Source organism: Kitasatospora sp. NPDC057904 (genome assembly GCF_042887925.1).
Classification (GTDB): domain Bacteria; phylum Actinomycetota; class Actinomycetes; order Streptomycetales; family Streptomycetaceae; genus Kitasatospora.
Genome location: NZ_JBHVOL010000012.1, coordinates 272,900 through 288,620, shown reverse-complemented (window position 1 = coordinate 288,620; position 15,721 = coordinate 272,900). Strand labels below are relative to the sequence as shown.

Below are 15,721 nucleotides of genomic sequence, written 5' to 3'. Positions count from 1 at the left end.
CGGGCGGTGCTCCTTCCACCCGTACGCTGGGGGGCGTGCTGGTAGAAAACGACGCCCCCCTTGCCCCGCTGACCACGCTCCGGCTCGGCGGGCCGGCCCGCAGGCTGGTCACCGCGCACACCGACGACGAGGTCGTCGCCGCCGTCCGCGAGGCCGACGCGGCGGGCGAGCCGCTGCTGGTGATCGGCGGCGGCTCGAACCTGGTGATCGGCGACGCCGGCTTCCCCGGCACGGTGCTGCGGATCGCCACCACCGGCTTCGCGCTGGACGGGACGGTCCTGGAGCTGGCGGCCGGCGAGGTCTGGTCGGCGGCGGTCGAGCGGACCGTCCTCGACCACGGCCTGGCGGGCATCGAGTTCCTGGCCGGCATCCCCGGCTCGGCCGGTGCCACGCCGGTGCAGAACGTCGGCGCGTACGGCCAGGAGGTCGCGCAGACGATCACCGAGGTCGTCGCGTACGACCGCACCGCCGACGAGGTCGTCACGCTGGCGAACGACGCGTGCGGGTTCTCCTACCGGCACAGCCGCTTCAAGGCGGAGCCGGACCGCTACGTCGTGCTGCGGGTGCGCTTCGCCCTCGCGGACCACGACGGCCTCTCCAGCCCGGTGAAGTACGCCGAGGTGGCGAAGCACTTCGGCGTCGAGCAGGGCGAGCGGGTGCCGCTGGAGAAGGCCCACGACGCGGTGCTCGGGCTGCGCGCCGGCAAGGGCATGGTCCTGGACCCGGCGGACCACGACACCTGGTCGGCCGGCTCCTTCTTCACCAACCCGGTGCTCACGGCCGCGCAGTACGAGTCCTTCCGCACCCGCCCGGGCACCGGGAACGCCCCCGCCTACCCGGCGCCGGAGGGCTGCACCAAGACCTCGGCCGCGTGGCTGATCGACAAGGCCGGCTTCGGCAAGGGCTACGGCAGCGGTCCGGCCACGCTCTCCACCAAGCACACCCTGGCCCTGACCAACCGCGGCTCCGCCACCGCCGAGGACCTGCTCGCACTCGCCCGGGAGATCCGGGACGGCGTGCGGGCGGCCTTCGGGGTCGAGCTCGTCAACGAACCGGTGATGGTGGGCGTGCGGCTCTAGGACCCGTCCACGGGGCCGTGCCCGTCGGCCAGCCAGGCGTCGATGTCCGCCAGGAGCTCCTTGCGGACGGCCTCCGGCGCGCACGAGCCGCGGACGGACTGGCGGGCCAGCTCGGCGAGTTCGGCGTCGGTGAAGCCCAGCACGTCGCGGGCCAGGTCGTACTGGGCGGCCAGCCGGCTGCCGAACAGCAGCGGGTCGTCCGCGCCGAGCGCGAGCGGCACCCCGGCGTCGAACAGCTTGCGCAGCGGGACCTCGTCCGGGTGCTCGTAGACGCCCAGCGAGACGTTGGACGACGGGCAGACCTCGCAGGTGACCTGCCGGGCGGCCAGCCGCTCCATCAGCCGCGGGTCCTCGGCGGCCCGGACGCCGTGGCCGATCCGGCCCGCGCCCAGGTCGTCCAGGCAGTCCCGGACGGACTCCGGGCCGGCCAGCTCGCCGCCGTGCGGGGCGGCCAGCAGCCCGCCCCGGCGGGCGATCGCGAAGGCCCGGTCGAAGTCCCGGGCCAGGCCGCGGCGCTCGTCGTTGGAGAGGCCGAAGCCGACCACACCGTGGTCGGCGTAGCGGACGGCGAGCCGGGCCAGGGTCCGGGCGTCCATGGGGGACTTCATCCGGTTCGCCGCTACCAGCACCCGGATGCCCACGCCGGTGGCCGCGGCGGCCTGCTCGACGGCGTCGAGGATGAGTTCCAGCGCGGGGATCAGCCCACCCAGCCGGGGGGCGTACGAGGTCGGGTCGACCTGGATCTCCAGCCAGCGGGAGCCGTCCCGCCGCTCGTCCTGCGCGGTCTCCAGGACCAGCCGGCGGATGTCGGCCTCGTCCCGGAGCACCGAGCGCGCGGTGTCGTAGAGGCGCTGGAAGCGGAACCAGCCGCGTTCGTCGGTCGCCCGCAGCCTGGGCGGCTCGCCGGAGCTGAGCGCCTCCGGCAGCCGGACGCCGTGTTTGTCGGCCAGTTCCAGCAGGGTGGCCGGACGCATCGAGCCGGTGAAGTGCAGGTGCAGGTGGGCCTTCGGGAGGCCCCTGACGTCTCGCGGATTCAACAGGCGTTCCATTTGCCGATCCTGCCCTATCGGGCCCCCGAACGGGAACCGCCCTCCCTTCATCCCCCGATGGGGTGAAAGGAGGGCGGTCCGCCGGTGAACCCGGCGCGTCGGGTCGACGACGGCCGTCGGCCGGGCGTCGGCCGGTCGTCAGTCGCGGGCCTCGCCGAGCAGCTGCTGGATCCGGCCGATGCCCTCGACCAGGTCGGCGTCGCCGAGCGCGTAGGAGAAGCGCAGGTAGCCGGGGGTGCCGAAGGCCTCGCCCGGGACGGCGGCGACCTCGACCTCGTCCAGGATCAGGCTCGCCAGCTCGCCGGAGGTCTGCGGGCGCTTGCCGCGGATCTCCTTGCCGAGCAGGCCCTTGACGGACGGGTAGGCGTAGAACGCGCCCTCGGGCTCGGGGCAGACGACGCCCTCGATCTCGTTGAGCATCTTCACGATGGTCTTGCGCCGGCGGTCGAACGCGGTGCGCATCTCGTGCACGGCCGAGAGATCGCCGCTGACGGCGGCGATCGCGGCGCGCTGGGCGACGTTGGAGACGTTCGAGGTGGCGTGCGACTGCAGGTTGGTCGCGGCCTTGATGACGTCCTTCGGGCCGATCACCCAGCCCACCCGCCAGCCGGTCATCGCGTAGGTCTTGGCGACGCCGTTGACGACGATGCACTTGTCGGCCAGGCCGGGCAGCAGGGCCGGCAGCGAGGTGAAGGCCGCGTCGCCGTAGACGAGGTGCTCGTAGATCTCGTCGGTGAGCACCCACAGGCCGTGCTCCAGCGCCCAGCGGCCGATCTCCTCGGCCTCGGCCCGGGTGTACACCGCGCCGGTCGGGTTGGACGGCGAGACGAAGAGCACCACCTTGGTGTTCTCGGTGCGGGCGGCCTCCAGCTGCTCGACCGAGACCTTGTAGCCCGTGGTCTCGTCGGCGATCACCTCGACCGGGACACCGCCGGCCAGCTGGATCGACTCCGGGTAGGTGGTCCAGTACGGGGCCGGGACGATGACCTCGTCGCCCGGGTCCAGGATCGCCGCGAACGCCTCGTAGATCGCCTGCTTGCCGCCGTTGGTCACGAGCACCTGCGAGGCGTCCACCGCGTAGCCCGAGTCGCGCAGGGTCTTGGCGACGATCGCTTCCTTCAGCTCGGGCAGGCCGCCGGCCGGGGTGTAGCGGTGGTTCTTCGGGTCGCGGCAGGCCTCGACGGCCGCCTCGACGATGTAGTCCGGGGTGGGGAAGTCGGGCTCGCCGGCGCCGAAGCCGATCACCGGCCGGCCGGCCGCCTTGAGGGCCTTGGCCTTGGCGTCCACGGCGAGGGTCGCGGACTCGGCGATCGCGCCGATCCGGGCGGAGACCCGGCGGTCGGCGGGGCGGATGGAGGGGTCGGGCTGCGGGGTGGAAGCGCTCATGCCTGCATCGTCGCAGAACCGGGACGGACCGGGCAGCGCGGTTTCACCATCCGTACGGGCCCGTCCGAATCGCGGCCGCGGATGATCGGACGGTGATCATGCGGGCATGCCGGACATAAGCCGGGCGACCGGTGCTCCGGCGAGAAGAGGTTCGACCAAACAGCCCCGGACCACGTACACTCACTGCTCGACGGCCACCGAAAACAACCGGAGCTTTCACCGCATGTGCAGACAGCGGCGGGAGATGCGGTAGGTTGGTCGCTACCGGAGCCGCGAGGCACCGTAGGGCAATAGCTCAATTGGTAGAGCACCGGTCTCCAAAACCGGCGGTTGGGGGTTCAAGTCCCTCTTGCCCTGCTGCTTGACCCGTATTCAGCCCGTTCGCTCCACAGAGCGAGCGGGCTTGATGCGGAGAGGGCACCGATCAGCACCGCTTTAGCCGGCTAGCACGTGCCCGACCGGGTGCGCAGGTGATGCTCGGCAGGACCCGGATTCAGGTGAGGACGAGTGACGGAGACCACGGGCTCCACCGCAACGCCTGAGAGCGGCAACCCCGAGGGTGCCGACGGCGCTGCCGAGAACGCGCCCGCCGAGGGCGAGGAGAAGGCGCTCTCGCGCCGCGACCGCAAGCGCGCCAAGCGTTCGGGCGACAAGTCCGGCAAGCGGGCCAAGAAGGGCCTGTTCGCCCGGATCGGCCTGTTCTACCGCCAGATCATCGCCGAGCTGCGCAAGGTCGTCTGGCCCACCCGCGGCGAGCTCACCAGCTACACCACCGTCGTGGTCACCTTCGTCGTGGTCATGATGGCCCTGGTGGCCGGTCTGGACTACGGCTTCTCCAAGCTCAGCCTGCTGGTCTTCGGCTGACCGAGCCGACCGCCTTCGAAAAGCTTCCCGACCCGGGCCGATACTTCGGCCCGGGTCGAGCTGTCTGCGCCGCACGTACACGGCCGCTACCGTTGACTCGGTACTGTTGAAGTCTCCGGACATCCACCTGGCGCCCGCGCGAGCGGGGCGCGCGGGCGGCCGTAGCGGAGCGCGCCACCTTCACCATCTCCAGGAAAGAAGCAGCCACCGTGTCTGAGTCCCCCCTGTACGACGCCGACGAGACCGTCCGCGAGGCGGATGTCGCCGCCGAGCTGGACGCGGCCGAGCTGGCTGACGACGCAGCGTCCGCCGAGCAGATCGTGGACGCCGTGGACGGCGACGAGGACGAGGTCGAGGCGTTCGACGAGGCCGAGGCCGGCGAGCCCGCCGAGGAGGCCGCGCTGCACGTGGAGACCGTCGAGGAGCCCGCCGCCGAGGTCGAGGAGGCCGAGGAGGAGGCCGCCGAGGTCGAGGAGGCCGTCGAGGTCGACCCGGTCGCCAAGTTCCGCGAGGACCTGCGCTTCATGCCCGGCGAGTGGTACGTGATCCACACCTACGCCGGCTACGAGAACCGGGTGAAGCAGAACCTGGAGCAGCGCGCCGTCTCGCTGAACGTCGAGGAGTACATCTTCCAGGCCGAGGTGCCGCAGGAGGAGGTCGTCCAGATCAAGAACGGCGACCGCAAGACCATCCGCCAGAACAAGCTCCCCGGCTACGTCCTGGTGCGCATGGACCTCACCCCCGAGTCCTGGGGCGTCGTGCGCAACACCCCCGGTGTCACCGGCTTCGTGGGCAACGCCTACGACCCGTACCCGCTGACCCTGGACGAGGTCGTCAAGATGCTCGCCCCGGACGTCGAGCGCCAGGCGGCCAAGGAGGCCGGCAAGCCCTCGCCGGTCAAGCCCAGCGAGATCCAGGTCCTGGACTTCGAGGTCGGCGACTCGGTCACCGTCACCGACGGCCCGTTCGCGACCCTCCAGGCGACCATCAACGAGATCAACCCCGACTCGAAGAAGGTCAAGGGCCTGGTCGAGATCTTCGGCCGGGAGACCCCGGTCGAGCTGTCCTTCGACCAGATCCAGAAGAACTAGTCGTACGGTCTTCGGATTCGGGGCGGGGCCGACGGCCCCGCCCCGAATCCGTTTTGGTCCAGCGGCGCGGACGCGTTAGCCTGGTTCGATGTGTGTGCTGGCGACCGGGTGTCGCCCCGGTTCCGCACGCACCAGCAATCACCTCTCGGAAGGACCCGGAGAGACATGCCTCCCAAGAAGAAGAAGGTCACGGGGCTTATCAAGCTCCAGATCAACGCCGGCGCGGCCAACCCGGCTCCGCCGGTCGGCCCCGCGCTGGGCCAGCACGGCGTCAACATCATGGAGTTCTGCAAGGCCTACAACGCTGCGACCGAGTCGCAGCGCGGCATGATCGTGCCGGTGGAGATCACGGTCTACGACGACCGTTCCTTCACCTTCATCACGAAGACGCCGCCGGCCGCGCGCCTCATCCTGAAGGCCGCCGGTATCGACAAGGGCTCCAGCGAGCCGCACAAGACCAAGGTCGCCAAGCTCACCAGCGCCCAGGTCCGCGAGATCGCCACGACCAAGATGCCCGACCTCAACGCCAACGACCTGGACGCGGCGGAGAAGATCATCGCCGGCACCGCCCGGTCGATGGGCATCACCGTCGAGGGCTGACCAGCCCCGTCCCGTCAGGGACAAACCGGCTCAGCCGTCCCTGTGGTAGGGCCTGCGCAGGTCCGTCGAATACCACAACTCCAATCACCATTCAGGAGCAGCAGTGAAGCGCAGCAAGGCTCTGAAGGCCGCGGACGCTCAGGTCGACCGCGAGCGCCTTTACGCCCCCCTCGAGGCCGTCCGCCTCGCCAAGGCGACCAGCACCACCAAGTTCGACGGCACCGTCGAGGTCGCCATGCGTCTGGGCGTCGACCCGCGCAAGGCCGACCAGATGGTCCGCAGCACCGTGATCCTCCCGCACGGCACCGGTAAGACCGCTCGGGTCCTGGTCTTCGCGACCGGCGAGCGTGCCGAGGCCGCGCGTGCTGCGGGCGCCGACATCGTCGGCTCCGACGAGCTCATCGACGAGGTCGCCAAGGGCCGCCTCGACTTCGACGCCGTCGTCGCCACCCCGGACCTCATGGGCAAGGTCGGCCGCCTGGGCCGCGTGCTCGGTCCCCGTGGCCTGATGCCGAACCCGAAGACCGGCACCGTGACCCCGGACGTCGCCAAGGCCGTCAACGAGATCAAGGGCGGCAAGATCGAGTTCCGCGTCGACAAGCACTCGAACCTGCACTTCATCATCGGTAAGGCCTCCTTCACCGACGAGCAGCTGGTCGAGAACTACGCCGCCGCGCTGGACGAGGTGCTCCGCGCCAAGCCGTCCGCCGCCAAGGGCCGCTACATCAAGAAGACCGCGTTCTCGACCACCATGGGCCCCGGCATCCAGGTGGACCCGAACCGCACCCGCAACCTCCTCGTCGAGGAAGACCCGGCCGCGGTCTGAGCCACAGCGCTCCAGAGCAGTCCGTCACGGCGGGCCCGTACTCCCCTCGCGGGGAGTACGGGCCCGCCGTCGTTGCGTTGTCGGGCGCGTCGTACGCTCGGCCGGTCGGATCATGTGACCGACTCGTGTCGACCGCCGGAGTGTGCCGTGCTGCCGTCCGCCCACCGCCTCGCCGCCCTCGGGGCCGTCCTGCTCCTGCTCGGTGGCACCACCGGGTGCAGCCTGCTGGCCGTCCCGGACGCCCGGACCCCGGGCAACGTCGCGGCGGCGGTCCCGCCCAGGCAGGTGGTGCTCGCGGCGGCCCAGGCGCTCGACGACGCCGGCGGGGCCCGGATCGACGTCGTGACCGAGGGCCCGGCCGGGCGCCGCACCGCGAGCGGCACGCTGGTCTGGGGCGACCGGGACGAGACCGACCTGAGCGTCACCGACGAGCTGGGCACCGGGCGGCTGACCGGCCGCGACGGCGAGTTCGACCTCGTCTACCAGGGCGGCGCGGCCAAGCACGCGGACCGTACGGGCGCCGAGTCGCTGGACCCGCGCGCGGGCGCCTCGCCCGGCGGGTACGCGGGCGGCTGGACGACCTGGCTGATCAGCACTCCGGGCAGCACGGCGTACACGATGGTCCAGGCCGGGGCGCTCGGTTCGCTCGGCGCCGAGCAGCTGGCCGGGACGACGGTCGCGCACTACCAGGGCGCGGCGCCGGTGGCCGACTACTTCGGCGCGGACAAGGACTTCTCGGCCGAGCGGCTCGCCGGGGTGCTCGCCTACTACCGCGGGCTCGGGGTCACCACGATCGGGTTCGACGTGTGGGTGGGGCCGGGCAACCGGCTGCTGCGGTTGCGCGAGACGGCCAGGGGGAGCGGTGGAACCGTGGTGACCACGACGGACGTCTCCGCCCCCGGGGAGGGAGAGGGAACGCCCGCCCCGACGGGCTGACGGGCGCGCGGACATCCCCGCGTGCCGGTTCTGGCGATCCGTTAGAGTCCGCCTGAGCGAGGGCCGAAAATCGGCTCTTCAGCGGATCGTTTCGGATCTTACGGGGGGACTCCCATGCGTGCTGTGCGTCTCGCTTCGGCCGTTGTCACGGCCGCCGTGCTGGTGGGGGGCGTGACCGCCTGCGGCAGCAGTGCCAAGAGCGCGGCCGACACCAAGGGCGGTGACACCAAGGCCGCGGGCGACGCCGTCGCCGGGGCCCTGGGCGGGGACCCGAAGGCCGCGCTGGCCGCCTCCGCGCTGGTGATGCAGAAGGCCGGCAACGGCAAGGTCACCATGGTCGCCCCGGACGGCTCCACCCACACCGGCGGCAGCGGCGACGCCGACTGGAAGGACCCGGGCAAGACGTCCGTGGACCTCACCGGTGAGATGGACACCAAGAAGCTGCGCATCCGGGTGGTCGGGACCGACGTCTACCTCGGCGGCGGGGACGCCGAGGCCGCGGCGCTCGGCGGCAAGCACTGGGTGAAGATGCCCGCCGGCAACGAGATGGGCGACGGCCTCCTGCTGATGACCCAGATGCTCAACCCGGTCGTCCAGCTGACCCTGGCCGCGGCGAACAAGCCGACCAAGGTCGGCCAGGAGGCCGTCGAGGGCACCCAGGCCACCCACATCCGCTCGGTGGAGGACACCTCCACCATGGTGGCCGGCATGACCGGGCTCAGCCCGGAGCAGCGCCAGGCCGTCCAGAAGTCGCTGGAGCAGGACGGCAAGACCATCACCGTCGACCTCTGGCTCGACGCCAAGCAGCAGCTGGTGCAGCTCCAGGAGTTCGGCGACAAGAACGGCGAGCACGACGCCGTCACCGTCAAGTACACGGGTCTCGGCGGCGCGGCGAAGATCGCGGCGCCCGCCGCGGCGGACCTCGGCAACCCGGCCGACATCCTCAAGCTGCTCGGCTGAGCCGCCCGACCACCGCACGGGGAGCCCATCGGGCTCCCCGCTCGGCAAGCTCCTGACGCCCCTCACCGGCGGCCGGTCGGCCCCGTACCGCTCCACCCGGGACGCGATGTACCTGCGCCTCGGCGGTCAGGCCGTCGGTGCCATGGGAGGGCGGCACCGGTTGCACTACGACAAGGCGGTCATGGCGAAGGTCTCCGGGGGGGACGGCCGACCGGCTCGTGGTCAAGCGCGTCGAGCAGGGCGCCACCAAGAACGGCGCGTTCAGGGTCACCGTCACATACTCGGACTACGGCACCCCGGTGACCGCCCCCGCTCCGGACCCCGCCGACACGGTGGAGCCGTCCGAGCCGGCGGCGCTGGACACGGGGGGCGCCGCGGGCTGGCCCGGGCCCGGGTGGCATGGTGGCCGGAACAGCGAGGCCGCCGCGGCGGCGACCGCGGCGGAAGGGCGACCGGGGCGAAAGGGGACAGCGATGGCGGGACGGCGGCGGCTGACGGCCGTGGCGGTCGTCGTGCTGCTGGCGAGCGGGCTGAGCGCGTGCGGCGGTGGCGGCGACGCCGGGCCGACGCCCACCGGCAGCCCGACCCCGACCAGCGCCTCCCCGACGGGGCCGGCCAAGCCGACCGACCGCTCGCCGCACGGCGTCCTGCTCTCCGCCGAGCTGGCCATGCAGACCGCCCGCCGGGCCAAGGTCAGCTACCGGCTGGGGGCCGACGCCGGCGCCGGGCCGCTGTTCTGGCAGCCCAAGACGGCGCTGCAGATCAAGCGGTCCACCCCGGCCGACGCCGAGCAGCTGATCGTCGTGGACACCGTCGCCTACCAGGGCGGCGACGCGGCCACCGCGGCCCGTCAGGGCGGCAAGCACTGGGAGCGCTTCTCCACGCCGCCGGGCCCGGACGGCCACAAGGAGGTCCCGTACGCGGGGCTGATCGACCTGCTGAACCCGGTCGAGGCGCTGACCGCCGCGACCGCGGACGGCGTGGAGCCGCGGTTCGTCGCCGAGGAGAAGTTCGAGGACTCGACCGTCGAGCACTACCAGGTGACGACGACCGCGGAGAAGTACGCGGCCGCCCAGACCCAGCTGAGCCAGTCCCGCCGGGACGGGCTGCGGGCGGCGCTCGCCCCCGGCGGCTCGCTCTCGCTGACCCTGGACCTGTGGCTGAACGACAAGGACCAGCTGGTCAAGCTCCAGCGCACCGGTACCGGGGACTCCGGCCGGGCGGACGACTCGGTGCTCTACACCGACCTCGCCGGCGCCCTGCTCTCCGTCCAGGCCCCTGCCGAGACCGACACCGTGGACACCGGGACGCGCACGGTGTCCCCGCTGGCCCGCTGAGCTCCCGGCGTTCCGGGGCGATTTGCCCCGGACAGCGGAGTCCGGTTACTGTTGCCGAAGCCAAAGACCGCTGGTTGTCGCCACGCTCTCGTCAGGGAGCCGGTGACCGAAGGATCTGCGCCCCGTGCGCAGGCAGCCCGCGCAGGTGTGTCTGGAGCTTCGACTTCCGGGTCCGCGTTCGCGCGAATGCCCGTCGAGGTCGCTACGAGCCCCGTGCGCCTGCGCACCGGGGCTCATTGCATTTTCCGCAAGAGCTTTCCTTCCGTCCGGTCGGTTCGAGGTGTGAATGGTCGACTTTCGCGGTCGGCCGGACTTCGACATCACGGAAGGAGGCGTAAGCCTATGGCCAGGCCCGACAAGGCTGCCGCCGTCGCCGAGATCACGGACAAGTTCCGTGGCTCCTCCGCGGCGCTGCTGACCGAGTACCGCGGTCTCTCGGTGAAGCAGGTCAAGACCCTGCGTCGCTCGCTCGGCGACAACGCCGAGTACGCCGTGGTGAAGAACACGCTGACCAAGATCGCGGCCAATGAGGCCGGGATCTCCGAGCTGGACGACCTGTTCAACGGTCCGACGGCTGTCGCCTTCGTCACCGGTGACCCGGTGGAGTCGGCGAAGGCTCTGCGTGACTTCGCCAAGGAGAACCCCGCTCTCATCATCAAGGGCGGTGTCCTTGACGGTAAGGCGCTGTCCGCCGATGAGATCAAGAAGCTCGCGGACCTCGAGTCCCGCGAGGTGCTGCTCGCCAAGCTGGCGGGTGCCCTGAAGGCCAAGCAGTCCCAGGCTGCCGCGCTCTTCCAGGCCCTGCCGTCGAAGCTCGTCCGCACTGTGGACGCGCTGCGCGACAAGGTCGAGCAGGGCGGTGCCGGTACGCCGGCTCCCGCCGCCGAGGACGCCGCCGCCGAGTAATTCGGCAGGCTCACGCCTCGCTGCGGGCCCGTGCCCGCCCAACCCGTACATACGGCACCACCTGCCGATTTAGTGGAAGGACGCCATCATGGCGAAGCTGTCCCAGGACGAGCTGCTCGCGCAGTTCGAGGAGCTCACCCTCATCGAGCTCGCTGCCTTCGTGAAGGCCTTCGAGGAGAAGTTCGACGTCACCGCCGCCGCCCCGGTCGCCGTTGCCGCCGCCGGTGGCCCGGCCGCCGTTGAGGCCGTCGAGGAGCAGGACGAGTTCGACGTCATCCTCGATGGTGCCGGCGACAAGAAGATCCAGGTCATCAAGGAGGTGCGCACCCTGACCTCCCTCGGCCTGAAGGAGGCCAAGGACCTCGTTGACACCGCTGGTGCCAAGGTCCTGGAGAAGGTTGCCAAGGACGTTGCCGAGAAGGCCAAGGCCGCCCTCGAGGGTGCCGGCGCCAAGGTCACCGTCAAGTGATCTCGGGCCCCCTCCGAGGGGGCTCCGGGCCGGGCCGATCACCCTTGCGGGTGGTCGGCCCGGCCTTTTCGCGTTCCCGGCCGCAGGTCGGGACCACCGGTGTGGCCCATCGCTCACTCGGCACTGTCGGTGCCGGGGGGTATGGTGATCACCGTCATCGGGAGTAGCCCCCACCACGGCTTCTGTAACGCCGGAGGGGTTCCGATCGATGGACAGGGCGAGGTCCGCGCCGGAGGCGGGGCCCTTGACGAACCTGGCGCGGCGCGCGATTCTCAAGGCGCGAGTCCCCCCGGTTGGTTTGCGGCTGGATGCATAACCAGCGGCTCCGGCGGGAAGTGACTCCACGTGAGTTGAGCGGCCCGGCTCGGTCCGGGCCGGTGCAGTGCCCAGAGCAGTACCGGCGAGCGCCCGCGCCCGCCGGCTACCGGGAGGAGTCTCCGATTCGGTTTCCGAATCAGAGCTGGACAGCAGTGTGCCCTTTGGCTACACTGTCCCTTTGCGCTGCCTGTTAGCTGCTCCGTGACTCGTCGCCCGGAGTTTGCGTTGCCCTGAAGGGGTCTGGCACCACCTCCGCAAAGCGGCTCTGACCTGGGACTTCGGTCCCGGCGGAGGCCAGTGGCGAGGGAGGCGGGACCAAGCCCATGCAGGCCCGGCTGGTACGCGCGTAGTGAGCTCCGAGCCCTCGGAAGGACCCCCCTCTTGGCCGCGCCGCGCAACGCCTCGAACAATTCCGCCGCATCCACCGCCCCGCTCCGCGTCTCCTTCGCGAAGATCAAGGAGCCCCTCGAGGTCCCCAACCTCCTGGCCCTGCAGACCGAGAGCTTTGACTGGCTGCTCGGCAACGCGGCCTGGAAGTCCCGGGTCGAGGCGGCGCTGGAGAACGGTCAGGACGTCCCCACCAAGTCCGGTCTGGAGGAGATCTTCGAGGAGATCTCCCCGATCGAGGACTTCAGCGGGTCGATGTCCCTGACCTTCCGCGACCACCGTTTCGAGCCGCCGAAGAACTCGATTGACGAGTGCAAGGACCGTGACTTCACGTACGCGGCCCCGCTCTTCGTCACGGCCGAGTTCACCAACAACGAGACCGGTGAGATCAAGTCTCAGACGGTCTTCATGGGCGACTTCCCGCTCATGACCCACAAGGGCACGTTCGTGATCAACGGCACCGAGCGTGTCGTCGTGTCGCAGCTGGTCCGTTCCCCGGGTGTGTACTTCGACTCCACCCTGGACAAGGTCTCCGACAAGGACATCTACTCCTGCAAGGTCATCCCCTCGCGTGGTGCCTGGCTGGAGATGGAGATCGACAAGCGCGACATGGTCGGCGTCCGCATCGACCGCAAGCGCAAGCAGTCCGTCACCGTGCTGCTGAAGGCGCTCGGCTGGACCAACGAGATGATTCTCGAGGAGTTCGGCGAGTACGAGTCCATGCGCAACACCCTGGAGAAGGACCACACCCAGGGCCAGGACGACGCGCTGCTGGACATCTACCGCAAGCTGCGTCCGGGCGAGCCGCCGACGCGCGAGGCCGCGCAGACGCTTCTGGAGAACCTGTACTTCAACCCGAAGCGCTACGACCTCGCGAAGGTCGGCCGCTACAAGGTGAACCGGAAGCTGGGCAACGCCGAGTCGCTGGACTCCGGCGTGCTCACCGAGCCCGACATCATCGGTGCGATCAAGTACCTGGTGAAGCTGCACGCCGGTGAGACCGAGTGGAACGACGAGACCGGCCGCGACATCGTGGTCGAGGTCGACGACATCGACCACTTCGGCAACCGCCGCCTGCGCAACGTCGGCGAGCTCATCCAGAACCAGGTCCGTACGGGTCTCGCCCGTATGGAGCGCGTCGTGCGCGAGCGCATGACCACCCAGGACGTCGAGGCGATCACGCCGCAGACCCTGATCAACATCCGGCCGGTCGTCGCCTCCATCAAGGAGTTCTTCGGCACCAGCCAGCTGTCGCAGTTCATGGACCAGACGAACCCGCTGTCGGGCCTGACCCACAAGCGCCGTCTGTCCGCCCTCGGTCCCGGTGGTCTCTCCCGTGAGCGCGCCGGCTTCGAGGTCCGTGACGTGCACCCCTCGCACTACGGGCGCATGTGTCCGATCGAGACCCCCGAAGGCCCGAACATCGGTCTGATCGGGTCGCTCGCCTCGTACGGCCGGGTCAACGCGTTCGGCTTCATCGAGACCCCGTACCGCAAGGTCGTCGACGGTGTCGTCACCGAGCAGGTGGACTACCTCACCGCCGACGAGGAGGACCGCTACGTCATCGCCCAGGCGAACGCCCCGCTGACCGCGGACCTGCACTTCGCCGAGCCTCGCGTCCTGGTCCGCCGCCGTGGCGGCGAGATCGACTACATCCCGGGCTCCGAGATCGACTACATGGACGTCTCGCCGCGCCAGATGGTGTCGGTCGCGACCGCCATGATCCCGTTCCTCGAGCACGACGACGCCAACCGCGCGCTCATGGGCTCGAACATGATGCGCCAGGCGGTGCCGCTGCTGAAGAGCGAGGCCCCGCTGGTCGGCACCGGCATGGAGTACCGCTGCGCCGTCGACGCCGCCGACGTCATCACCGCCGAGAAGGCCGGTGTCGTCCAGGAGGTCTCGGCCGACTACGTCACCGTGGCGAACGACGACGGCACCTACACCACGTACCGCGCCGCCAAGTTCACCCGCTCGAACCAGGGCACCGCCTTCAACCAGAAGGTGCTCGTGGACGAGGGCGCCCGGGTCGAGACCGGCCAGGTCCTGGCCGACGGCCCGTGCACCGACGAGGGCGAGATGGCCCTCGGCAAGAACCTGCTCGTGGCGTTCATGTCGTGGGAGGGTCACAACTACGAGGACGCGATCATCCTGTCGCAGCGCCTCGTGCAGGACGACGTCCTCTCCTCGATCCACATCGAGGAGCACGAGGTCGACGCCCGTGACACCAAGCTCGGCCCCGAGGAGATCACCCGGGACATCCCGAACGTCTCCGAGGAGGTCCTCGCCGACCTCGACGAGCGCGGCATCATCCGCATCGGCGCCGACGTCGTCACCGGCGACATCCTGGTCGGCAAGGTCACCCCGAAGGGCGAGACCGAGCTGACCCCCGAGGAGCGCCTGCTCCGCGCGATCTTCGGTGAGAAGGCCCGTGAGGTCCGCGACACCTCGCTGAAGGTCCCGCACGGTGAGTCCGGCAAGGTCATCGGCGTCCGCGTCTTCGACCGCGAAGAGGGCGACGAGCTGCCCCCGGGCGTCAACCAGCTGGTCCGCGTCTACGTGGCCCAGAAGCGCAAGATCACCAACGGTGACAAGCTCGCCGGCCGTCACGGCAACAAGGGCGTCATCTCCAAGATCCTGCCGGTCGAGGACATGCCGTTCCTGGAGGACGGCACCCCGGTCGACATCATCCTCAACCCGCTGGGCGTCCCGTCCCGAATGAACCCCGGGCAGGTCCTGGAGATTCACCTCGGGTGGCTCGCCAAGCAGGGCTGGGACGTCTCCGGCCTCGCCGACGAGTGGGCCCAGCGCCTGCAGGCGATCGGCGCCGACACCGTCCAGGGCGGCACCAACCTCGCCACCCCGGTCTTCGACGGCGCCCGCGAGGACGAGATCACCGGCCTGCTGGACAACACCACGCTCACCCGTGACGGCGAGCGCCTGGTGAACTCCACCGGTAAGGCCCGCCTGTTCGACGGCCGCTCCGGCGAGCCGTTCCCGATGCCGGTCTCGGTCGGCTACATGTACATCCTCAAGCTGCACCACCTGGTCGACGACAAGCTGCACGCCCGTTCGACCGGTCCGTACTCGATGATCACCCAGCAGCCGCTCGGTGGTAAGGCGCAGTTCGGTGGTCAGCGCTTCGGTGAGATGGAGGTGTGGGCCCTCGAGGCGTACGGCGCGGCCTACGCGCTGCAGGAGCTGCTCACCATCAAGTCCGACGACGTGCTCGGCCGCGTGAAGGTCTACGAGGCCATCGTCAAGGGCGAGAACATCCCCGAGCCCGGCATTCCCGAGTCCTTCAAGGTCCTCATCAAGGAAATGCAGTCGCTCTGCCTCAACGTGGAGGTGCTGTCCTCGGACGGCCAGTCCATCGAGATGCGGGACTCCGACGAGGACGTCTTCCGCGCCGCCGAGGAGCTCGGCATCGACCTGTCCCGGCGCGAGCCGAGCAGCGTCGAAGAGGTCTGACGGAGGTTGGGCCGGCCCGCTGACCGGGCCGGCCCGCCCCCA

At 70.3% G+C, this 15,721-nt stretch carries 13 protein-coding genes and 1 tRNA gene; 12 read left to right on the top strand and 2 right to left on the bottom strand.

Annotation, left to right across the window (positions count from 1 at the left end; all coding sequences use genetic code 11):
- Positions 1-35: 35 nt before the first annotated feature.
- Positions 36-1,079, top strand: coding sequence for a UDP-N-acetylmuramate dehydrogenase (locus tag ACFVSN_RS28950; RefSeq protein WP_387592722.1), 1,044 nt, complete (start codon positions 36-38; stop codon positions 1,077-1,079).
- Here the strand turns inward: ACFVSN_RS28950 and ACFVSN_RS28945 are convergent.
- Together ACFVSN_RS28945 and ACFVSN_RS28940 are read right to left on the bottom strand one after the other, a co-directional pair.
- Positions 1,076-2,128, bottom strand: a complete 1,053-nt coding sequence (locus ACFVSN_RS28945) for an adenosine deaminase (RefSeq protein ID WP_380435844.1) — start codon at positions 2,126-2,128, stop codon at positions 1,076-1,078. The two genes, ACFVSN_RS28950 and ACFVSN_RS28945, sit on opposite strands and share 4 nt — an antisense overlap.
- Before the next feature lie 138 nt (positions 2,129-2,266).
- Entirely contained in the window at positions 2,267-3,514 is a 1,248-nt protein-coding gene (locus tag ACFVSN_RS28940; protein ID WP_380435846.1) for a pyridoxal phosphate-dependent aminotransferase, read from the bottom strand.
- 284 nt (positions 3,515-3,798) lie between these two features.
- Here ACFVSN_RS28940 and ACFVSN_RS28935 point away from each other — a divergent pair.
- From ACFVSN_RS28935 to rpoB, 11 genes are all read left to right on the top strand, one after another.
- Positions 3,799-3,871 (top strand) — tRNA-Trp (locus tag ACFVSN_RS28935).
- 150 nt (positions 3,872-4,021) lie between these two features.
- Entirely contained in the window at positions 4,022-4,378 is a 357-nt protein-coding gene (gene secE / locus ACFVSN_RS28930) for a preprotein translocase subunit SecE (RefSeq protein WP_359962165.1), read from the top strand.
- Between the two features lie 209 nt (positions 4,379-4,587).
- On the top strand, positions 4,588-5,469 hold the full coding sequence (gene nusG, locus ACFVSN_RS28925; RefSeq protein ID WP_387592726.1) for a transcription termination/antitermination protein NusG: 882 nt from the start codon (positions 4,588-4,590) through the stop codon (positions 5,467-5,469).
- A 165-nt stretch (positions 5,470-5,634) separates the two neighbouring features.
- Positions 5,635-6,069 carry a 50S ribosomal protein L11 gene (gene rplK / locus ACFVSN_RS28920; protein WP_350511356.1) on the top strand — a complete coding sequence of 145 codons (435 nt, stop codon included), beginning with the start codon at positions 5,635-5,637 and terminating at the stop codon, positions 6,067-6,069.
- Positions 6,070-6,172: 103 nt separating this feature from the next.
- On the top strand, positions 6,173-6,895 hold the full coding sequence (rplA, locus tag ACFVSN_RS28915; RefSeq protein WP_360342401.1) for a 50S ribosomal protein L1: 723 nt from the start codon (positions 6,173-6,175) through the stop codon (positions 6,893-6,895).
- A gap of 147 nt (positions 6,896-7,042) precedes the next feature.
- Positions 7,043-7,831 carry a hypothetical protein gene (locus ACFVSN_RS28910; protein WP_380435851.1) on the top strand — a complete coding sequence of 263 codons (789 nt, stop codon included), beginning with the start codon at positions 7,043-7,045 and terminating at the stop codon, positions 7,829-7,831.
- 123 nt (positions 7,832-7,954) lie between these two features.
- On the top strand, positions 7,955-8,791 hold the full coding sequence (locus ACFVSN_RS28905) for a hypothetical protein (RefSeq protein ID WP_387956825.1): 837 nt from the start codon (positions 7,955-7,957) through the stop codon (positions 8,789-8,791).
- A gap of 473 nt (positions 8,792-9,264) precedes the next feature.
- On the top strand, positions 9,265-10,128 hold the full coding sequence (locus ACFVSN_RS28900; protein WP_380435855.1) for a hypothetical protein: 864 nt from the start codon (positions 9,265-9,267) through the stop codon (positions 10,126-10,128).
- Between the two features lie 342 nt (positions 10,129-10,470).
- The gene (rplJ, locus tag ACFVSN_RS28895; protein WP_350503606.1) at positions 10,471-11,034 is read left to right on the top strand and encodes a 50S ribosomal protein L10; all 564 of its coding nucleotides are present in this window, start codon (positions 10,471-10,473) and stop codon (positions 11,032-11,034) included.
- Positions 11,035-11,122: 88 nt separating this feature from the next.
- On the top strand, positions 11,123-11,503 hold the full coding sequence (gene rplL, locus ACFVSN_RS28890) for a 50S ribosomal protein L7/L12 (RefSeq protein ID WP_363648534.1): 381 nt from the start codon (positions 11,123-11,125) through the stop codon (positions 11,501-11,503).
- Between the two features lie 699 nt (positions 11,504-12,202).
- A complete protein-coding gene (gene rpoB / locus ACFVSN_RS28885) occupies positions 12,203-15,679 on the top strand; it encodes a DNA-directed RNA polymerase subunit beta (RefSeq protein ID WP_329930352.1) in 3,477 nt (1,158 codons plus the stop codon).
- The last annotated feature ends 42 nt before the right edge of the window (positions 15,680-15,721 follow it).